The organism is Telluria sp. LT1R51-2, from assembly GCF_059685775.1.
On record NZ_JCASIM010000001.1, the window covers coordinates 1,448,651 to 1,468,446 of the forward strand.

Sequence of the window (19,796 nt, forward strand, 5' to 3'; positions counted from 1 at the left end):
GGCTTAGGCTTTCTTTGCATCTTGCATTGCGGCGGCCAAAATACGGTGGACCATCGGCACCTTGAAGGCATTTTCTTCGGTGGTCTTCGCGCCAGCCATCAGGCGATCGGCCACGGCCTTGGCACCGGCGCCCATCTGCTGCTCGGCGGCTTCGACACGCCATGGCTTGTGGGCCACGCCGCCAACGGCCACGCGGCCGCTGCCGTCCGGCATGATCACGGTGGCGACCGACACCAGCGCGAACGCATACGACGCGCGGTCACGCACTTTCTTGTACGCGTGCACGCCGCCCAACGGCTTTGGCAGCGTGACGTAGGTGATCAGTTCACCTGGCTCGAGCACCGTTTCGATGTGCGGGGTGTTGCCCGGCAGGCGATGAAAATCGGCGATCGGAATCGTGCGCTTGCTGCCATCGGCGCGCACGGTCTCGACTTCGGCGTCCAGCAGGCGCATGGCCACCGCCATGTCGCTCGGGTGCGTGGCGATGCAGGCGTCGCTGGTACCGACGACTGCCAGGTTGCGGGTGAAGCCGCCGATGGCGGCGCAACCGCTGCCCGGCTGACGCTTGTTGCACTTTTGCGCGGTGTCGTAGAAGTACGAGCAGCGGGTGCGCTGCAGCAGGTTGCCCGACGTCGTTGCCTTGTTGCGCAACTGGGTCGAGGCGCCCGACAGCAGGGCGCGCGACAGCACGGCGTAATCCTTGCGCACGCGCGGGTCGGATGCCAGATCGGTATTGCGCACGAAGGCGCCAATGCGCAGGCCGCCGTTGGCGGTCGGCTCGATCTTGTCGAAGCCCAGTTTATTGACGTCGACCAGGGCGCCCGGGGTTTCGATCTCGAGCTTCATCAGGTCGAGCAGGTTGGTGCCGCCGGCGATGAAACGTGCGCCTGGCGTGCGGGCGACGGTTTGCGCGGCCTGGGCAGGCGTGGTGGCGCGTTGGTAAGTAAAGACCTTCATGCTTTGACCCCTCCGACTTCCTTGATGGCGTCGATGATGTTGGAGTAGGCGCCGCATCGGCAGATATTGCCGCTCATGCGCTCACGGATTTCTTCCACGGTCATTTGTGGCTTGGCGTTGAGGTCGGCCGTGACGTGGCTTGGCATGCCGGCGCGAATTTCTTCGATCACCGACACGCTGGCACAGATCTGGCCCGGGGTACAGTACCCGCACTGGTAGCCGTCGTGCTTGACGAAGGCTGCCTGCATCGGGTGCATTTTGTCCGGCGTGCCGAGGCCTTCGATCGTCGTGATCTTGGCGCCGTCGTGCATGATCGCCAGCGACAGGCACGAGTTGATGCGGCGGCCATCCATGATGATGGTGCAGGCGCCGCACTGGCCCTGGTCGCAGCCTTTTTTCGAGCCGGTCAGGTGCAGGTGCTCACGCAGCGCGTCGAGCAGCGTCGTGCGCGTGTCGAGTTCGAGCGTGACGTCCTTGCCGTTGACATTGAAGGAGACGCCGACCTTGACCGGCTCCGGGTTGGCGGCCGGGGCGTTGGCGGCCGTTTGCGCATTTGCGCCCGGCATTGCCACGGCCGAGGCCGATACCGCGCCGGCGATCAATACATCGCGCCGGGACAGCTTGATTTCCCTGAATTGTTCCATGTTTGGAAGTTCCTTCTATACAGTACGTTGTTCACCACAGCGTTGGCGTCGATACGATGGCGCCGCCCAGGCGAAAAGAAATGACAAGATAATGAATTGATTTTATGTCAGCTCGCGTTAAGGCCGCGCTCCCTTGAAACCTGAAGCACTTTGGTGTAATAGCCATGTTGAATGTGCGTGTTTAAATCGGGCGGCCCAGCTCAGCCACTAACACCCGGGTTGCTCCACGTAGTACAATCCGGGCGGCGCGGGCATGGCGAAATTGGTAGACGCATCAGACTTAAAATCTGCCGCCGTGAGGCGTGCCGGTTCGATTCCGGCTGCCCGCACCACGAATTATCCTGGCGCTCCACGCCGATCATCGCGCGACAGCGCCGATGCACTCACTCTGGTGCGCAGCTGTCCATACATTCCGTTAGGGCAAGCGCAGCTCAGCGGCCTCGACCGGATGGTGTAGCATGCCATTCGGCACCTCAGTGCCGCCGCCGCACCACGACACTCCCCAGCACGACATGCAAGGACCCGAATTGAATATCACGATCAACGACGAATTGCGCTCTTTCGTCGATCCACTCAGCCCGATCGAACAAGCCGCGCTCGAGCGCAGCCTGCTTGCCGAAGGTTGCCGCGATGCATTGGTACTCTGGCGCGATACGCTGATTGATGGGCATAACCGGTATGAACTGTGCCAGAAGCACGGCATCCCGTTCCGCACCGTCCACAACAACACCTTCGAGTCGATCGAGGACGTCATGCTGTGGATGATCGATAACCACCTGGCGCGCCGCAGCGTATCGGACTTTCAGCGCGGCGTACTGGCGCTGAAGAAAAAAGAAATTGTCTCGGCCCGCGTGGCCGAGCGTCCTGCCGATGAGGACAGCGATGCCGACGCGGCGCTGGACCCTGCCTCGCCGCCATGGAACACGCGCGAAGATGTCGCGCGTGCGGCGCGCGTGTCGAGCAATACGATCAGCCAGATCGAGCGCATCCAGAAAGCGGCCACGCCCGAGCTGCGCGAAGCGGTGCGTACGGGCACCATCTCGATCAATGCCGCCGCCAACGTGGCGCAGTTGCCCGAGTCGGCGCAGCTGGCCGCCGTGGCCGGCGGGCGCAAGGAATTGCAGCAGGCCGCGCGCCAGGTGCGCGAACAGAAAAGTGCGGCCCGCCCGCGCAAAGAGAAAGAAGTGGTCGATCCGGCCGACGAGCTGGCCACGCTGCGCAGCGAACGCGCAGCGATGAAAGACCGCCTGGCCACGCTACTGACCGAAAACGAACGCCTCAAGCAACGCCTCGTCAACGCCGGTCTCGGCGCCGACTGAACCTCCCACGTCCCCAAGGAGCCAGCCCCCATGCCCACGTCACGTTCGTTCACGCCGGCATTGCTCGGCTTGCTCCTGATCGGCGCCGCCGCACCATCGCTCGCTGTCGCGCCCAAGAAGACACCGATCGCGGCCACCAGCGCGCAAGCTGCGCCGAGCGCGGCCACGGTCGCGCGCTGGAAAGCGACAGCCGAGCGGGTGACGATCCTGCGTGACAAATGGGGCATTCCGCATGTGTTCGGTCGCACCGATGCCGACACCGTGTTCGGCACGCTGTACGCGCAGGCCGAGGACGACTTCAACCGCATTGAGCTCAATTACATCAACGCGATGGGGCGCCTGGCCGAGGTCGAGGGCGAGGCCGAGATCTGGCGCGACCTGCGCATGAAGCTGTATGTCCAGCCGGCCGCCATGCAGGCGCAATATGCGGCCAGTCCCGCGTGGCTGCAGAACCTGATGAAGGCGTTTGCCGATGGCCTGAACTATTATCTGTACACGCATCCGGAGGTCACGCCCAAGCTCCTGACCCACTTCGAACCGTGGATGGCGTTGGCCTTCAGCGAGGGCAGCATTGGCGGCGACATCGAGTCGATCGAGCTGGCCGACCTGGCCGCGTTCTATGGCAAGCGCCCGGCAGTGGCGCAACTGACTGCGAAACTGGATGCGCAGCGCGATGACCCGCGCGGCTTCGCGCCGGAACCGCGCGGCTCGAACGGCTTTGCCATCGCGCCGAAACTGAGCGCCAATGGCCGCGCGCTGTTGATGATCAACCCGCACACGTCGTTCTACTTCCGCCCCGAAGTGCACATGGTCAGCGAAGAAGGCCTGAATGCCTACGGCGCCGTGACCTGGGGCCAGTTCTTCATCTATCAGGGCTTCAACGACAAGCTGGGCTGGATGCACACGTCCGGTGGCGGTGACGTCATCGACGAATACCTGGAAACGGTCGTCGACCGCAACGGCGAGTACTTCTATAAATACGGCAAGTACGAGGCGCCGATGCGCAAGGTCGCGATCGCGCTGCCGTACAAGACGCCCGATGGGACGATGGCCAGCCGCAGCGTCACCGCCTACTTTACGCACCACGGCCCGGTCGTGCGCGCCGAGGGCGGCAAGTGGGTGTCGGTCAAGCTGATGGACGACCCGCTCAATGCGCTGACCCAGTCGTACACCCGCACCAAGGCGCGTGACTACAGCGCGTTCTACAAGGCCATGGAGCTGCGCACCAATGCGTCCAACAACACCGTGTATGCCGATGCGAAGGGCAATATCGCCTACTTCCACGGTAACTTCATCCCGAAACGCGACCCGCGCGTGGACTGGACGCGCCCGGTGGACGGCAGCAATCCCGCCAACGAATGGCAGCGTCTGCACGAGATCGACGAGACTATCACGCTGTTCAACCCGGCCAGCGGCTACATCTTCAACACCAACAACTGGCCCTGCACGGCGGCCGGCCCAAGCAGCCCCAAGTGCGCGAACTACCCGGCCTATATGTGGTCGCTGCCCGAGAATGCGCGGGGCCGCAATGCCGCGCGCGTGTTCAAGGATGCCAAGGGGCTCGACATTGACAGCCTGATCGCGGCCTCGTACGACACGCGCCTGCAGGCGTTCGAGCCGCTGGTGCCGGCCGTCATTGCCGATTACGAGGCCTTGCCACCGGAAGACCCGCGCAAGGCGGCGCTGGCCGGGCAGATCGATGCACTGCGCAGCTGGAATATGCGCTACGCCATCGATTCCGTGCCCACGTCGCTGGCCGTCTACTGGGGCCAGGACCTGGTGGCCCAGCATGGCGCGCGTGCAAAAAGCGAGACGATCCCGCCCGTCGACTACATCGCCCAGCGCTTGACGCCGGCAGAACGGCTCGACGGCTTGCTGCGCGCGTCGGACAAGCTGACCGCCGACTTCGGCGACTGGCGCACGCCGTGGGGCGAGATCAATCGCTTCCAGCGTCTGTCGGGCGCCGTCGACCAGCAATACGAGGACAGCAAGCCGAGCATCCCGGTGGCGTTCCCGTCGGCCAATTGGGGTTCGCTGGCCTCGTTCGGCATGTCGGCCAAACAAACCACGAAGCGCATCTATGGCGACCGCGGCAACAGTTTTGTTGCTGCCGTCGAGTTCGGCCCGAAGGTGCGCGCCAAGAGCATTCTGGCGGGTGGCCAGAGCAGCGATCCCCGTTCGCCGCACTTCAACGATCAGGCCGCCATGTATGCGCGCGGCGAGTTCAAGGACGTGCTGTTCTACAAGGAAGATATCGAGCGCAATCTCGAGCGGAAATACCATCCTGGCAAGTGAGAATCCGGTGGCGATGAAGCTGGCGATGCAGGTTGCCGGCACGCTATAATCGCAGCCTTCGTCGCATCGGATAGACAGGCAGGACAGGGCAGTGGCCAAACTTTATTTCAGGTACTCGGCGATGAACGCCGGCAAATCGACCGCCCTGTTGCAGGTCGCGCACAACTACGAAGAGCAGGGCCAGCAGGTCAAGCTCTACACGGCGGCGATCGACAACCGCTACGGCGTCGGCGTGATCACGTCGCGCCTTGGCGCGCAGCGTTCGGCCGAAGTCTTCCACGCGGACACCAATTTCCTCGACCAGGTCGAGAACGTCGCGTGCCTGCTGGTAGATGAGTCGCAATTTCTCACGGCGGCCCAGGTCAGCCAGCTGCACCAGCTGGCCCAGCTGCGCGGCGTGCCCGTGATCTGTTACGGCTTGCGCAGCGACTTTCGCGGCGAACCGTTTCCCGGCTCGGCTTATCTGCTGGCGCTGGCCGACGATATCGAGGAAATCAAGAACATCTGCACCTGCGGCAAGAAGGCGACGATGAATATCCGCGTCGATGAGCAGGGCCGCAGGATCCGTGAAGGCGAGCAGGTCAGTATCGGCGGCAACGAAAGCTACCGCCAGGCGTGCGGGCGCTGCTTCTACGCACGCTGACGTGATGCCCGCCGGCTGCAGCGTCTGGCTTCCCGCCGCCGCCTGCGCCGTGGCCGCGCCATCGCTCGACATCCTGATCTACCTGATTCCGTCGGCGGCGCTGGCCTTCCTGCTGTGGATCGCCTCGGCCGCGCACCCCGTCTTTTTCGTGTTCACCGCCGCTGGCACGCTGTGCCACGAGCTGGCGCACTTCTCGGTGGGGCTGCTCACCAATGCCGAACCGGTCGGGATGAGCGTGCTGCCGCGCCGCATCAAGCGGGCCAGGGGCAGCAAGGCGGGCGGACACAACTGGGAACTGGGCTCGGTCACGTTTGCCAACCTGCGCTGGTACAACGCAGCGCCGGCCGCACTGGCGCCGCTCTTGGTATTGTTCGTGCCGGTGGGTGTGGCATGGTGGCGTACACGCCACGGGCTGGCGTTCGAGCCGGTCGACCTGGCGTTGATGCTGTTTCTGGCGCCACAGTTCCTGTCGTTCTGGCCGTCGCCCGTCGACTGGAAGCTTGCCGCGCGGTCGTGGCCGTGGGCGCCGTTGCTGGGCGTGCTTGCGCTGCTCTGGTACTACGGCGGCGCGCTGATGGCGCTTGTCAAAGGGTAAATACAGGAGCGAAAGCAGGCTTACGGCAACCTTAATTGACCGTATTTGCGATGGCGCAAGCGGGTCAGGCTGCCTCTTGCACGCCGTTCTACCTGTAGAATGGATTGAAAAGCGCGGTATGGCAGGTTTGCCTTGCGCCATGCCGCAACCGCAACAGGAATCCCGTTCGGAGAATCGCAGAATGAAGAAGCACGTGCTCCTCGCCGCCATGGCGTTTGCCATGTCCGCCCATGTGGTGACCGCGCAGCCCGAGAAATCCGCTGCCGTCGCAACGCCACCGGCTCCGGCCAAGCCCGCCGATTCGGCGAAGTCTGCAGCCAAGCCGGCCGGCAAATCCGCCACCCCGGCCATCCCCGCCGACATGAAGCCCATCGCTGCCCAGACCCAGGCCGCGCTGTGGGCCTCGCGCGTGCTGGGCCGCTACCACTACAGCCCCGTCCCGCTCGACGACGCCATGTCGGCCAAGATCTTCGATAAATACTTCGAGGGCCTCGACAGCGAAAAACTGTACTTCGTGCAGGCTGACCTCGACAGCTTCGGCGCCCTGCGCACGAAGATGGACGACGCCATCAACAACGAAGACCTGAGCGCGCCGTTCTCGATCTACAACATGTACCAGAAGCGCTTCGGCGAACGCATGGCGTATGCGCGTAGTTTGCTCAAAGGCAACTTCGACTTTTCGACCGACGAGACGATGCAGCTCGACCGCGAAAAAGCATCATGGGCCAAGAGCGAAGACGAAATCCACGATCTGTGGCGCAAGCGCGTCAAGAATGACTGGCTGCGCCTGAAGCTCGCCGGCAAGGACGATAAATCGATCCGCGAAACGCTCGACAAGCGTTACGAGAACTACGTCAACCGTATCGGCAAGTTGAACAACGAAGACGTGTTCCAGATGTTCATGAACGCGTACGCTACCGCCATCGAGCCGCACACCAACTATCTGGGCCCGCGCTCGGCCGACAACTTCGATATCGCGATGCGTCTGTCGCTCGAAGGCATCGGCTGCGTGCTGCAGTCGCGCGACGACTACACGATCATCCGCGAAGTCGTCCCGGGCAGCCCGGCGGAAAAGTCCGGCAAACTCAAGGTGGGCGACCGTATCGTCGGCGTCGCACAGGGCAATGCGCCATTCACCGACGTGCTCGGCTGGCGCCTGGACGACGTCGTCGCGCTGGTGCGCGGCGAAAAAGGGACCACGGTGCGTCTGGACGTGATTCCGGGCGACGGCGGCGTCGACGCCAAGCACGTGAGCGTGTCGATGGTCCGCAACAAGATCAGCATGGAAGAGCAGGCTGCCAAGAAGTCGATCATCAAGGTCAAGGAAAACGGCGTCGAGCGCCGCATCGGCGTGATCGCGCTGCCGACCTTCTACCAGGACTTCGAAGGCCGCCGCAAGGGTGAGAAAGACTTCCGCAGCGCCACGCGTGACGTCGAGCGCATCCTGGTCGAGCTCAAGAAAGACAAGGTCGACAATGTCCTGATCGACTTGCGCAATAACGGCGGCGGCTCGCTGACCGAGGCCGTCGAACTGACGGGCCTGTTCATCGACAAGGGCCCGGTCGTCATGCAGCGCACGGCGGAAGGCCGCGTCGAAGTCGAAAGCGACGTCAAGGCCGGTCTGGCGTGGGATGGCCCGATGGGCGTGCTGATCAACCGTGGTTCGGCGTCGGCCTCCGAGATTTTTGCGGCGGCGATCCAGGATTACGGCCGCGGCCTCGTGATCGGCGAGCCGAGCTTCGGCAAGGGCACGGTCCAGACGCTGATCGACCTCGACCGCTTCGCACCGGGTGAAAAAGCCCGTTACGGCGAGCTGAAGATGACGATCGCCCAGTTCTTCCGCATCAATGGCGGTACCACGCAGCTGCGCGGCGTGACGCCGGACATCAAGCTGCCGGTCATGACCGATCTCGACAGCTTCGGCGAATCGTCCTACGACAATGCGTTGCCATGGGTGGCCATCAAACCGGCCACGTACATGCCGGCGGGTGACCTGAAAGAACTGGTGGCGCCGCTGCAGCAACGGCATGAAGCGCGCATCGCCAAGGACAAGGACTTCCAGTTCCTGCAGGAAGACATCGCCGAGGTGCTCAAGCTGCGCAAGGAAAACGTCATCTCGCTGAACGAGGCCGTGCGCCGCAAGGAGCGCGATACGCAGGATGCCCGCTCGAAGCTGCGTGAAGCCCGCCTGGGTGGCACGTCGGCGACGCCGGACGAGCCTGCCAGCGGTCCGGGCAGCAAGGAAAAGCGCGCCGAAGCGCCGGATCCGACCAAGGCCAAGAAATCGGTCGTCGCCGTGCGTGGTACCCCGCGTCAGGATGATGGTCTGCAGGCAGACGAGCGCAATCTGCAATCCGAGCTGGCGGCAGAAAAGGCGGCCAAGGACGCCAAGGATGTGATGCTGCAAGAGGCGGCAAATATCCTGGCCGATGAGGTCGGGATGCTCAAGACAGACGTGCGGATGGCGTCGCGTGTGATGCCCTACATGATGGTTGTCCCGACCACCGGCGGTACTGTCAGCGCCACCGCCAAGTAGGCACCATGTTCCGGGGCTGCGGTTTGCCCCTGATTGATCAGGGCTGCAGCCTTCGGGTTGCAGCCCTGTTGCGTTAACGTCGCCGGTGCCGGGGATCAACGACGCGCCATCATGTCGGTTCGGTGTTTGTCAGTCTGTAATCGTGCAAATGCGCCGGTTGGTGTCGTTTCGCTATCGTGTGAGCGTGACCCTGACGCCAAAAGCCGACACATTTTAATTCCTTGAGTCAATTTATATTCTTTCTGGCATAGAATCTACACTGCGAGAATTTGACCAAGGAACGGTATGGCAAGGCCAGAGAAAGTACGTCTCGGCGAAGTATTGATGCAACAAAAGCTGTTGAGTGAAGAACAACTCCAGCAAGCTCTTGCGGATCAGAAGCGCACCGGCCGCAAGCTCGGCCGCGTTTTTGTCGAGAGCGGCTTTGTCACCGAGGACCAGATTTCCGGCGCACTGGCGCGCCAGCTCGACATTCCGTACATCAACCTCAAGTTCTACAACATCAACGCTGACCTGGTGCGGCTGTTGCCAGAGACGGCCGCGCGCCGGTTTCGCGCACTCGTGCTGGAAGACCGTGGCGACGCCATGCTGGTGGGTGTGTCCGATCCAACCGACCTGTTTGCCTACGACGAAATCGCGCGCCTGATCAAGAAGGGCGTCGAGCTGGCCGTCGTCAACGAGACCGAGGTGCTGGGCGCGATCGACCGCATCTACCGCCGCACGGGTGAGATCACGGGTCTGGCGCGCGAGGTCGAGGCCGACCTGGGCGACGTGTCCATCGACTTCGGCGCGCTGGCGGCCAACCCGGGCCTCGAAGAAGCGCCGATCGTCAAGCTGCTGCAATCGGTGTTCGACGATGCCGCCCAGGTGCGCGCATCGGACATCCACATCGAGCCGCAGGACGGGCGCCTGCAGATCCGTTTTCGTATCGACGGCGTGCTGCACCTGCAGACTGAGGCCGACCTGAAAGTGGCCACGCCACTGGCGCTGCGTCTCAAGCTGATGGCCGACCTGGACATTTCCGAAAAACGCCTGCCGCAGGATGGCCGCTTTGCCGTGAAAGTGCGCAACCAGCGCATCGACGTGCGTATCTCGACGATGCCGACCCAGTACGGCGAATCGGTCGTCATGCGCCTCTTGAACCAGGGCGGCACCAATCTGCGCCTGGACGCGATCGGCATGCCGGCGCGCCTGGTCGAGCGCTTCCGCGCGATTGTCGCGCGCCCGAACGGCCTGGTGCTGGTGACCGGGCCGACCGGTAGCGGCAAGACGACGACGCTCTACAGCGCGCTGGCCGAACTCAATTCGGTCGAGAAAAAGCTGATCACGGTCGAAGACCCGGTCGAATACCGTCTCTCGGGCATCAACCAGGTGCAGGTCAACGACAAGATCGAACTGTCCTTTGCGCGCGTGCTGCGTTCGGCACTGCGGCAAGACCCGGACATCGTGCTGGTGGGCGAGATGCGCGACCAGGAAACGGCGCAGATCGGTTTGCGCGCCGCCATGACGGGTCACCTGGTGCTCTCGACACTGCACACGAACGATGCCGCCAGCACGCCGCTGCGCCTGATGGACATGGGCGTGCCGCGCTACATGGTCGGCGGCTCGCTGCAAGCCGTGCTGGCCCAGCGCCTGGTGCGTGTGATCTGCGAGAGCTGCACGGTCGACTACCAGCCGGTTGCGAACGAAGTCGAATGGCTGCGCTCGGAGCTGAAGGAGCTCGCCGCGACCACGCGCTTCTACCACGGCAAGGGCTGCTCGCATTGCAACGGCACTGGTTACCGGGGCCGCACCGGCGTCTACGAATTGCTGGAAATGACACGCGCCGTGACCGAGGCCGTTAACCATCCCGATCCGGGGCACTTCCTCAAAGTGGCCCAGGCCGAGATGCGCGGCGACACGCTGCGCCGCCATGCGGTCAGCCTGGCGGTGCAGGGACGCTCGACGATCTCCGAAGCGATGCGGGTCAGTAACCAGTTCGACGACTGAGCCAGGGACCAATAAACGATGCCATTTTTCGCCTACAAAGGCCGCGACGGGCGCGGCGAGCTGCTGCAGGGCGTGCTCGAAGGCGCCGACAGCGGCGCCGTCGCCGATCAGCTCTTCGGCAGCGGCGTGACGCCGCTCGAGATCAACGTGACCAAGCGGCGCGCGACCAGCGGCGGCGCTGGCAGCAGCAGCGTGGGCTGGCGCGAGCGCCTGTTCGAGAAAAAGGTCACGTCGATGGACGTGCAACTGTTCAGCCGCCAGATCTACACGCTGCTGAAATCCGGCGTGCCGATCATGCGCGGGCTGGCCGGGCTGCAGGAATCGGCCATCAGCACGTCGTTCGCACGCATCATCAAGGACCTGCGCGAGTCGCTCGACGCCGGTCGTGAGCTGTCCATCGCGATGGGCCGCCACCCGGCCGTGTTCACGCCGTTCTACCTGTCGATGGTGAAGGTCGGTGAAATGACGGGACGCCTGGAAGAAGTATTCCTGCGCTTGTTCGACCACCTCGAATTTGACCGCGACATGCGCGAGCGCGTCAAGACGGCGCTGCGCTATCCGACCTTTGTTGTCATCGCCATGGTGCTGGCGATGGTCGTCGTGAATATTTTCGTGATCCCCAAGTTTGCCTCGGTGTTCCAGTCGTTTGGCGCCGAATTGCCCCTGATGACGCGCGTGCTGCTGGCGACGTCGCAATTCACGATCGCCTGGTGGCCAGCACTCGCTGGCGTGACGGTTGCGTCCATCGTCGGCTTCAAGGCCTGGACCCGCACGGTGAATGGCCGGTTGATCTGGGACCGCGTCAAGCTGCGCCTGCCAGTAGCCGGCAAAATCATCCATAAAGGGACGATGGCGCGCTTTGCACGGAGCTTTGCGCTGTCGCTGCGCAGTGGCGTGCCGATCGTGCAAGCACTGACAGTCGTGTCGCAGACGGCGGACAACGCCTATCTCAGTTCGCGCATCGACCAGATGCGCGATGGCGTCGAGCGCGGGGAGAGCATCCTGCGCACGTCGACCGCTGCGAACGTGTTCACGCCGATCGTCCTGCAGATGATCGCTGTGGGCGAGGAAACCGGTTCGATCGATGACCTGATGGATGAGATCGCCCTGATGTACGAGCGCGAAGTCGATTACGAGCTCAAAACGCTCTCCAGCCAGATCGAACCGATTCTGATCACCTTCCTGGGCATCATGGTGCTGATACTGGCGCTGGGTATTTTCCTGCCGATCTGGGATCTGGGACAGGCGGCATTGCATCCGAAATAACATGGGGTCACTGCCGAGTGTTGTGTAATGGCACCAAAATAAGGCTTGCCGGGCGGAAAAGTCGCACTAGCTCAAAATACTTTGTGGAAAGTTCTTCCTGGATATAGAAATTTCCTAAGGCCAATGTAGAATTCTTTATGCGCTCTCTGCCGTCAGGCCTGGATGAGGGCGAAGATATCAGGAGGATCGGTCCACGGCGTGCCTTGGTGCACCGGTCCTCGATCAAACAGTCGGAAGGAATTTCATCCTTTCAATCATACGGAGAGTAGCGATGAACAAAGGTTTCAACAAAGGCGCGCAAGGCGGTTTCACCCTGATCGAATTGATCGTCGTGATCGTCATCCTGGGCATTCTGGCAGCAACGGCGCTGCCGAAATTCGCCAGCCTGAGCGGCGATGCCCGCGCCGCATCGCTGCAGGGCGCTCGTGGCGCCATCAGCGCCGCGTCGTCGATGTTGCGTGGCAAGTTCCTGATTACCAATACTACCGATATTCTTGTCGAAGGCGAGACCATCAAGATGGTCAATGGCTATCCTAGCGTTGCCACCATTGGCGTGGCAGCGGGCCTGAGCGACAAGGACTACAAGTCGGCAATCAATGGTCAAACCGTGACGTTCACGCCGTTGAACATGCCGGCAGCTCTGGATACGACTTGCAACGTGCGCTACACCGAGGCAACCGCCGCTGTGCCGGCACCGGTCATCCAGGTTGTCAGCACGAAGTGCGAATAATCCTCGTGATCTGATCAAAAAAGCGCTGCTGAGGCAGCGCTTTTTTTATGGTGGTGTACTCGTTAGCTTGGAATGACACCAAGCGAGGAACGCCGGGGGGCGAAATCGGTGGCTGGGTAGCCACACGCCGACGATTACTTTACGTGTCCTACGTCTTTTTGTAATTGCCCCCAATCACTCTTGTCTATAATCAAGACTTCTGTCGGTATCGACTTACTCTGCGATCAACACTGGCTGCTTGCATGCGTCTGTTTAAAAGAGCGAAGAAAAAAGATGGCTGGCTTGCTGTTGCCATCGGGCGCGACGGTGTGGCTATTACGAGCGTCAAGCGTGCGCCCGAGGCCAAGCCACTCGTGCATTTCGCGCAATTTTTTCCCGGTAATTCTGGTGTCGACACCATCGAAAAAGCAGGCCGTGAAGGTCAGGCTGGTGTGCGTCACTGCACCACGCTGCTCACTGGCGGCGACTACCAGATCCTCAACGTCGAAGCCCCGAACGTCCCGCGCGACGAAGTGAAAACGGCCGTGCGCTGGCGCCTGAAGGACATTCTCGATTTCCCGGCTGCCGAAGCGACCATCGACGTGCTCGACATTGCGCTGGACGCCAATTCGCGTGCCCAGCAATCGGTGTTCGTCGTGGCGGCAAAAAACAGCATCATCGCCCCGCGCCAGAAGCTGTTCCTGGACGCCAAGGTCGAACTGACCGCGATCGATATTCCTGAAATGGCCCAGCGCAACGTGTCAGCCATGCTCGAACCGGAAGGCCGCGGCATCGCCATGCTGTCGTTTGGTGACGATGGCGGCCTGCTGACGGTGTCCTACCGCGGCGAGCTGTACCTGTCGCGCCGCTTCGATGTCACGCTGGCGCAATTGCTCGAACCCGACCACGACCGCAAGCATGCGAGCTTCGACAAGATCACGCTCGAACTGCAACGCTCGCTCGACCATTTCGAGCGCCAGTATTCGTTCATCAGTATCGCCAAGCTCATCCTCGGCCCATCGGCGGTGACGGGGCTCGACGAATACCTGTCCAGTAATCTGTACACGCCGGTCGAAACGCTGAACCTGGCCACCCTGTTCGACCTGTCGCGCACGCCTGAGCTGGCCGACCTGGCGCAGCAGCAGCGCTTTTTCCTGGCCATCGGCGCCGCGCTGCGGGACGGGGAGGGCGCATGAGCCAGCAAATCAATCTGTTCAACCCGGCGTTCCAGCCGCAAAAGCACGTGCTGTCGGCGGCGCAACTGGCGCTGGCTGCCGGCGTGCTGATCGTCGGCATCGCCGGGCTGGCGATGTGGGGCAGCCTGCAGACGGCCGAACTGCAGCAGCAGGCCAATGCCGGCGCAGTGCAGCTTGACGGCCGGCAGGCGCGCCTGGCGGCGGTCAACACCGAATTTGCACCGCGCAGGAAGGACGTCACGATGGACGGGCAACTGGTCGACGCCGACCGCAAGCTGGCCGCGATGCGCCACATGTCGGGCGCGCTCGCACGGGGCGAGCTGGGTGACACGAGCGGCTTTGCCGGCTACTTCAAGGCGCTGGCGCGCCAGAGCATGCAGGGCTTGTGGCTGACCGGCGTGACGGTCGATGCCGGCGGCGCGCAGATCGGCATTCGCGGCCGCGCGCTCGACCCGGCGATGGTGCCGGGCTACCTCAATCGCCTGACGAACGAGCCGCTAATGCAGGGCAAGTCGTTTGCCAGCCTGCAGATCGGCGAAGCGGCGCCGCTGCCGGTGCCGACAGCCGTGCCCGGGGCGGACAACCAGCCTGCTACCCGCACCGCGCCGTATGTTGAATTCAGCCTGCAGTCGGTCGCCACGGAGCCGCAGCCATGAGCGCATCGATCAAGCAGCGCGTGCTGCAACTGGCGGCGCGCATGGACGCGCTGTCGCTGCGCGAACGCGGCATGGTGTTCGGCGCCACTGTCGGCGTGCTGGCGTTTGCCGGGCACACGTTCGTGCTGGCGCCGCAGGACGCGAAGCAGGCGGCGCTGCGCACGCAGATCGACCAGCAGCACGCGGCGATTGCCGCGATCGATGGCGAGATCACGGCGCGCGTGGAGGGCTCCCGGATCGACCCGGACGCCCAGTCACGCGCGCGCCTGAACACGATGCAGCAAGAGATGGGGCAGCTGGGCAGCCAGTTGCTGGCGCTCGAACATGGCCTGGTGGCGCCCGAGCGCATGGGGCCACTGGTCGAGGGCATCCTGCGCGCCAATGGCCGTCTCAAGCTGGTCTCGATGCGCACGCTGCCGGCCGAGCCGCTGGCGGCGCCGGGCGCCACGCCTGCCGCCACGCCCGCCGCCGCGCCTCCCGCTCCTTCTGCTGTCCCGGCAGGCGCAGCGCCGCAAGCCGGGGGCGACGTGCCGTTGCTGTACCGCCACGGCGTCGAAGTCACGGTGCGCGGCAACTACCTCGACATGGTCGACTACATGAGCACACTCGACGCGATGCCGACGCGGATGTTCTGGGGCCGCGCCCGGCTCGACGTCGAAAACTATCCGACCGCGCGCCTGACGCTCACGCTGCATACCCTCAGCCTGGACCGACAATGGATGAAGCTGTGAAGAACCTGACCAAGACCGTGCTGGCCTGCCTCGCGCTGTGCGCGTTGCCTGCCGCCGCGCAGCCGTTGCAGGACCCGACCCGCCCACCTGCCGGCATGGACCGGATCGCGCTCGATCCGGCCGTGCAGGCCAACGTCCCGCGCCTGCAATCGGTACTGATTGCACCGCATGCGGGCGGGCGCCACGTGGCCGTCATCGACGGCGAGACGCTGCGCCTGGGCGAGAGCTACAAGGGCGCACGGATCACGAGTATCAAGCCTGGCGAGGTGATCCTCGTGCGCGGCAACGCGCGCCAGGTGCTGCGCATGGATGCACCGCTGTCCGGCATGACGCCGGTTGCCCGCTAACCGATGAAGTACGTACCCACCATGACACCCAAGTTTGTAATGGCGCCGCGCGCGCTGGCCGTGGCGCTTGCCGTCACCGTGCTCCTTGGCGGCTGCCAGAGCGCGCCGCAGAATGCCACCTATGACGCGATCACGAAAGAGCTGACGAAAGCCAGCACCCAGCAGGGCGCCCGCCCCGCGGTGGATGATGCGGTGGCCAATGCGCTGCTGCCGCCGGCGGCAACGCTGGCCAGCCAGTTGCCCAAGGCGCGCCCGGCGCTGGAAGAGCGCTTCAACGTCGCCTTCAACAACGTCCCGGCGCAGCAGTTCTTCCGCTCGATCGTGGCCGGCACCCGCTACAACATGCTGGTGCACCCGGACGTGACGGGCAATATCAGCGCCAATCTGAAGGACGTGACGCTGGTCGAAACGCTGGAAGCCGTGCGCGACATGTATGGCTACGACTACAAGATCGACGGCGCCCGGATTGCGATCCGCCCGCTGACGATGCAGACCCGCATGTTCCATGTGAATTACCTGACGGCGCAGCGCAGCGGCAGTTCCAATCTGCGCGTGTCGTCGACGTCGGTGGCCGACGCCGGCAACGGCAACAACAATAACAGCGGCGGCGGTGGTGGCAACAACAACCGCAACCAGAACAACAACAACCAGAACGGCAATAACAACAATAACAATAACAACAGCAGCAACGGCCAGACCCAGACCAACAGCACCGACGTGCGCACGCACTCGGACAACGACTTCTGGGGCGATTTGAAACTGTCGATTGCCGCCATCGTCGGCTCGACCGAAGGCGGTCGCAGCGTCGTCGTCAGCCCGCAATCGGGCGTGCTCGTGATCCGCGCGATGCCGGACGAGTTGCGCAATGTCGACGCCTACCTGAAGGCTACCCAGCTGTCGGTCGACCGCCAGGTGATCCTGGAAGCGAAGATCCTCGAAGTGGAACTGAACGACAGCTTCCAGAGCGGCATCAACTGGGCCTCGTTCGCCTCGTTCCGCGGCTCGCATCCCAACCGCGTCTCGGGTGGCCTGATTTCGCCCGGCGCCAACCTGGCGCCACTGCCGTACACGGGCGGCCAGCCAGCCGTCATCAACAGTGGCCAGGGCCTCGCGGCCAGCACCGGCTTCTCGCTGTCGAATGCTGCCACGGCGGCCGGTTCGCTGTTCGGCTTCGCGTTTCAGACGAATAACTTCGCGGCGCTGATCACGTTCCTGGAGTCGCAGGGCAGTGTGCACGTGCTGTCGAGCCCCCGCATCGCGGCGGTGAACAACCAGAAAGCCGTGCTCAAGATCGGCACCGATGAATTCTTTGTCACCGGCGTGACCAACAACATCACGACCGGCGACAACGGCAGCATCGTCAGCCCGAGCGTGACGGTGCAGCCGTTCTTCTCCGGCGTCGTGCTCGACGTGACGCCGCAGATCGACGCCAGCGGCAACATCCTGCTGCACGTGCACCCGTCGGTCAGCCAGGTCACGACCGTCAACAAGGATGTCGACCTGGGGTCGGGCGGCACGCTGCGCCTGCCGCTGGCGGCATCGAGCACGTCGGAACTCGACAGCATCGTGCGCGGCCGCAACGGGCAGGTCGTCGCTATCGGCGGCTTGATGCGCCAAGCGTCCACCGGCGACACCGACCAGCTGCCGGGCGCGGACAAGATTCCACTGCTCGGTAACCTGTTCCGCAACAAGAACCGGACCAACCAGAAGCGCGAGCTGGTCGTGCTGATCAAGCCGACCATCGTCGAAGGCGCCAGCGACTGGAGCGAAGACATGATGGACGCGAGCCGCCGCATCGAGCAGCTCGATCCGCGCCGCCGTGCGCCTGGCTTGGGCGTCGACTGATGTACGCGGCGCATTTTGGCCTGCGCGAGCTGCCGTTCGGGATCACGCCGGACACCAGCTTCTTCTTCGGCAGCCCGCGCTCGCAGGAAGCGCTCAACACGCTGCTGGTCGCGGCGCGCAGCGGCGAAGGCTTCATCAAGATCACGGGCGAAGTCGGTACCGGCAAGACGCTCCTGTGCCGCAAATTCATGGCGACGCTCGGTGAAGGGTTCGTCACGGCCTACATTCCGAACCCGTATCTCGAACCGCGCACCTTGATGCTGGCGCTGGCCGACGAACTGGAGATCGTCCTTGAACGCGACGTCGATCAGCACCAGCTGCTCAAGGCGATCAACCTGCGCCTGCTGCAACTGGCCGCGCAGGACCTGCGCGTCGTGCTGTGCCTGGACGAAGCACAGGCGATTCCCGTCGACAGCCTGGAAGCCCTGCGGCTGCTAACGAACCTGGAAACGGAAAAGCGCAAGCTGCTGCAGATTGTCCTGTTTGGCCAGCCTGAACTGAATCGCAAGCTGCAACTGGACTCGATCCGCCAGCTGGCCCAGCGCATCACGTTCCACTACCACCTGGGGCCGTTGAATCGCGACGACATCGATTTTTATGTGGCGCACCGGCTGCGCGTGGCCGGCTTCACCGGCGCGCGGCTGTTTTCCAGCGCCGCGATCCGCAGCCTGTACAAAGCCAGCGGTGGCGTGCCGCGCCTGGTCAACATCATGGCGCACAAGGCGATGATGCTCAGTTATGGCCAGGGCAAGCAGCAGGTCGCAGGTGGCCATGTCGCCATCGCTGCGCGTGACACGGTCGGCGTGGGGCGCGCGATCCGCCAGTGGCTGACGGGCGGCGCGATCGTCATGGGCGCCCTTGGCGTGTTTGCCTGGGTGGTGGCGCCATGAGCCCCATTAACAAGATGCTCAAGGATCTCGATGCGCGCGCCGGCCAGCCTGGTGCAGCGCCGCTGCCGGCCGACGTACGACCGGTGACGACGCCCGAGCGCCGTGGCCCGGTGCTGCGCGCGGCACTGGTCGGTGGCGCGCTGCTGGCGGTCGGCGCCGGTGTGGTTGGCTGGAAGACGATGCAGACGGCGCCAACGCCAGCGTCAACGCCGGCCGTGCTGGTGGCTGCGCCCGTCGCGGCACGCACGGCGGTGGTGGTCGACATGCCGGCGGCAGCGCCGGTGCAGGTGGTCGATGTGGCGCCAGCTGCACCGGTGCCGGAGCCAAAGCCGGAACCTGAACCGGCACCGGAGCCAGCACCGGCACCAGCACCAGCACCAGCAGCCAAGCCTGTCGCGCCGGTCAGCAAGCCGCCGGGCACCAAGCCCGCGCCACGCACGGTGTCGGTGGCGAAGACGCTGCCGGTTGCATCGGCTGCGCCGGTAGCCGGCCGCACCGCCACGCCATCGCAACGGGCCGAAAACGCCTACCGGCGCGCGCTCGGCGTGCTCGAAGACGGGCGCGTGACCGAAGCCATCGCCACGCTGCAGGCGGGCCTGCAGATCGATCCGCGCCACGAAGCGGCGCGCCAGACGCTGGTCGGCCTGCTGATCGAAGCGGGGCGTCCGGACGATGCGATGCGCCAGTTGCAGGCCGCGCTCGCGATCGATGCGCGCCAGCCGGCGCTGGCGATGCTGCTGGCACGCCTGCAGCTCGAACGGGGCGGGCCGGCCATCGACACGTTGATGCGCACGCTGCCCTATGCGGCTGGCAATGGCGAGTACCACGCCTTCCTGGCCGGCGTGCTGCAGCGCGATGGCCGCGCGCATGAAGCGGCCGAGCATTACCAGGCCGCGCTCAAGCGTTCGCCCGGCAATGGCGTCTGGTGGATGGGCCTGGGCATCGCGCTGCAGGCCGACAAGCGCGATGCAGAAGCGGTTGCCGCGTTCGCGCGGGCGCAGGCCAGCGAGACGCTGTCGCCCGAACTGCAGGGCTTCGTCGAGCGCCGGCTGGGTCAACTCGGTCGTTGAGGCCGCCGCCGGGGAGGGCGGGCATGGTAAAGTGTCATGCCTGCGCAGGTACCCCTGCGCAGCTCCCCGGTCAACGAGCGTGACCCAATAACAGTACCCCGGGTGTCC

At 64.0% G+C, this 19,796-nt stretch carries 17 protein-coding genes and 1 tRNA gene; 16 read left to right on the forward strand and 2 right to left on the reverse strand.

Annotation, left to right across the window (positions count from 1 at the left end; all coding sequences use genetic code 11):
- Positions 1-3: 3 nt before the first annotated feature.
- Complete coding sequence (locus tag AC56LH_RS06510) at positions 4-957, reverse strand: FAD binding domain-containing protein (protein ID WP_499644988.1); 954 nt, start codon at positions 955-957, stop codon at positions 4-6.
- Positions 954-1,601: an aldehyde dehydrogenase iron-sulfur subunit PaoA gene (gene paoA, locus AC56LH_RS06515; protein WP_499644990.1), complete on the reverse strand. Its 648-nt coding sequence runs from the start codon at positions 1,599-1,601 to the stop codon at positions 954-956. The genes AC56LH_RS06510 and paoA overlap by 4 nt, the downstream gene beginning before the upstream one ends.
- Positions 1,602-1,848: 247 nt before the next feature.
- Here paoA and AC56LH_RS06520 point away from each other — a divergent pair.
- The 16 genes from AC56LH_RS06520 to AC56LH_RS06595 all read left to right on the forward strand — a co-directional run bounded on the left by AC56LH_RS06520 (position 1,849) and on the right by AC56LH_RS06595 (position 19,688).
- Positions 1,849-1,933, forward strand: a tRNA-Leu gene (locus AC56LH_RS06520).
- Positions 1,934-2,128: 195 nt separating this feature from the next.
- A complete protein-coding gene (locus tag AC56LH_RS06525) occupies positions 2,129-2,920 on the forward strand; it encodes a ParB N-terminal domain-containing protein (RefSeq protein ID WP_499644992.1) in 792 nt (263 codons plus the stop codon).
- A gap of 30 nt (positions 2,921-2,950) precedes the next feature.
- Entirely contained in the window at positions 2,951-5,215 is a 2,265-nt protein-coding gene (locus tag AC56LH_RS06530; RefSeq protein WP_499644993.1) for a penicillin acylase family protein, read from the forward strand.
- Positions 5,216-5,306: 91 nt separating this feature from the next.
- On the forward strand, positions 5,307-5,858 hold the full coding sequence (locus AC56LH_RS06535) for a thymidine kinase (RefSeq protein ID WP_343027377.1): 552 nt from the start codon (positions 5,307-5,309) through the stop codon (positions 5,856-5,858).
- A gap of 4 nt (positions 5,859-5,862) precedes the next feature.
- Positions 5,863-6,453, forward strand: coding sequence for a hypothetical protein (locus AC56LH_RS06540; protein ID WP_499648420.1), 591 nt, complete (start codon positions 5,863-5,865; stop codon positions 6,451-6,453).
- A gap of 181 nt (positions 6,454-6,634) precedes the next feature.
- Positions 6,635-8,989 carry a carboxy terminal-processing peptidase gene (locus AC56LH_RS06545; protein WP_499644995.1) on the forward strand — a complete coding sequence of 785 codons (2,355 nt, stop codon included), beginning with the start codon at positions 6,635-6,637 and terminating at the stop codon, positions 8,987-8,989.
- Positions 8,990-9,274: 285 nt separating this feature from the next.
- Entirely contained in the window at positions 9,275-10,978 is a 1,704-nt protein-coding gene (locus tag AC56LH_RS06550; protein ID WP_499644997.1) for a GspE/PulE family protein, read from the forward strand.
- An 18-nt stretch (positions 10,979-10,996) separates the two neighbouring features.
- A complete protein-coding gene (locus AC56LH_RS06555; protein ID WP_499644999.1) occupies positions 10,997-12,244 on the forward strand; it encodes a type II secretion system F family protein in 1,248 nt (415 codons plus the stop codon).
- A gap of 271 nt (positions 12,245-12,515) precedes the next feature.
- Positions 12,516-12,974, forward strand: a complete 459-nt coding sequence (locus AC56LH_RS06560) for a prepilin-type N-terminal cleavage/methylation domain-containing protein (protein ID WP_499645001.1) — start codon at positions 12,516-12,518, stop codon at positions 12,972-12,974.
- 242 nt (positions 12,975-13,216) lie between these two features.
- Positions 13,217-14,149: an agglutinin biogenesis protein MshI gene (locus AC56LH_RS06565; protein WP_499645003.1), complete on the forward strand. Its 933-nt coding sequence runs from the start codon at positions 13,217-13,219 to the stop codon at positions 14,147-14,149.
- Complete coding sequence (locus AC56LH_RS06570) at positions 14,146-14,805, forward strand: PilN domain-containing protein (protein WP_499645005.1); 660 nt, start codon at positions 14,146-14,148, stop codon at positions 14,803-14,805. The genes AC56LH_RS06565 and AC56LH_RS06570 overlap by 4 nt, the downstream gene beginning before the upstream one ends.
- Complete coding sequence (locus AC56LH_RS06575) at positions 14,802-15,536, forward strand: hypothetical protein (protein WP_499645007.1); 735 nt, start codon at positions 14,802-14,804, stop codon at positions 15,534-15,536. The genes AC56LH_RS06570 and AC56LH_RS06575 overlap by 4 nt, the downstream gene beginning before the upstream one ends.
- The gene (locus AC56LH_RS06580) at positions 15,521-15,883 is read left to right on the forward strand and encodes a hypothetical protein (RefSeq protein WP_499645009.1); all 363 of its coding nucleotides are present in this window, start codon (positions 15,521-15,523) and stop codon (positions 15,881-15,883) included. The genes AC56LH_RS06575 and AC56LH_RS06580 overlap by 16 nt, the downstream gene beginning before the upstream one ends.
- 21 nt (positions 15,884-15,904) lie before the next feature.
- Positions 15,905-17,728 carry a pilus (MSHA type) biogenesis protein MshL gene (gene mshL / locus AC56LH_RS06585; protein WP_499645011.1) on the forward strand — a complete coding sequence of 608 codons (1,824 nt, stop codon included), beginning with the start codon at positions 15,905-15,907 and terminating at the stop codon, positions 17,726-17,728.
- Positions 17,728-18,618, forward strand: a complete 891-nt coding sequence (locus tag AC56LH_RS06590; protein WP_482898517.1) for an ExeA family protein — start codon at positions 17,728-17,730, stop codon at positions 18,616-18,618. Before mshL ends, AC56LH_RS06590 begins: the two co-directional genes overlap by 1 nt.
- On the forward strand, positions 18,615-19,688 hold the full coding sequence (locus AC56LH_RS06595) for a tetratricopeptide repeat protein (protein ID WP_499645013.1): 1,074 nt from the start codon (positions 18,615-18,617) through the stop codon (positions 19,686-19,688). The genes AC56LH_RS06590 and AC56LH_RS06595 overlap by 4 nt, the downstream gene beginning before the upstream one ends.
- Positions 19,689-19,796 lie beyond the last annotated feature (108 nt).

Bases quoted from the DNA above. Each gene is read 5' to 3' on its own strand.
- AC56LH_RS06510 (WP_499644988.1), bottom strand. From the start codon at position 957: ATGAAGGTCTTTACTTACCAACGCGCCACCACGCCTGCCCAGGCCGCG.
- paoA (WP_499644990.1), bottom strand. From the start codon at position 1,601: ATGGAACAATTCAGGGAAATCAAGCTGTCCCGGCGCGATGTATTGATC.
- AC56LH_RS06530 (WP_499644993.1), top strand. From the start codon at position 2,951: ATGCCCACGTCACGTTCGTTCACGCCGGCATTGCTCGGCTTGCTCCTG.
- AC56LH_RS06540 (WP_499648420.1), top strand. From the start codon at position 5,863: ATGCCCGCCGGCTGCAGCGTCTGGCTTCCCGCCGCCGCCTGCGCCGTG.
- AC56LH_RS06545 (WP_499644995.1), top strand. From the start codon at position 6,635: ATGAAGAAGCACGTGCTCCTCGCCGCCATGGCGTTTGCCATGTCCGCC.
- AC56LH_RS06550 (WP_499644997.1), top strand. From the start codon at position 9,275: ATGGCAAGGCCAGAGAAAGTACGTCTCGGCGAAGTATTGATGCAACAA.
- AC56LH_RS06555 (WP_499644999.1), top strand. From the start codon at position 10,997: ATGCCATTTTTCGCCTACAAAGGCCGCGACGGGCGCGGCGAGCTGCTG.
- AC56LH_RS06560 (WP_499645001.1), top strand. From the start codon at position 12,516: ATGAACAAAGGTTTCAACAAAGGCGCGCAAGGCGGTTTCACCCTGATC.
- AC56LH_RS06565 (WP_499645003.1), top strand. From the start codon at position 13,217: ATGCGTCTGTTTAAAAGAGCGAAGAAAAAAGATGGCTGGCTTGCTGTT.
- AC56LH_RS06570 (WP_499645005.1), top strand. From the start codon at position 14,146: ATGAGCCAGCAAATCAATCTGTTCAACCCGGCGTTCCAGCCGCAAAAG.
- AC56LH_RS06575 (WP_499645007.1), top strand. From the start codon at position 14,802: ATGAGCGCATCGATCAAGCAGCGCGTGCTGCAACTGGCGGCGCGCATG.
- AC56LH_RS06580 (WP_499645009.1), top strand. From the start codon at position 15,521: ATGGATGAAGCTGTGAAGAACCTGACCAAGACCGTGCTGGCCTGCCTC.
- mshL (WP_499645011.1), top strand. From the start codon at position 15,905: ATGACACCCAAGTTTGTAATGGCGCCGCGCGCGCTGGCCGTGGCGCTT.
- AC56LH_RS06590 (WP_482898517.1), top strand. From the start codon at position 17,728: ATGTACGCGGCGCATTTTGGCCTGCGCGAGCTGCCGTTCGGGATCACG.
- AC56LH_RS06595 (WP_499645013.1), top strand. From the start codon at position 18,615: ATGAGCCCCATTAACAAGATGCTCAAGGATCTCGATGCGCGCGCCGGC.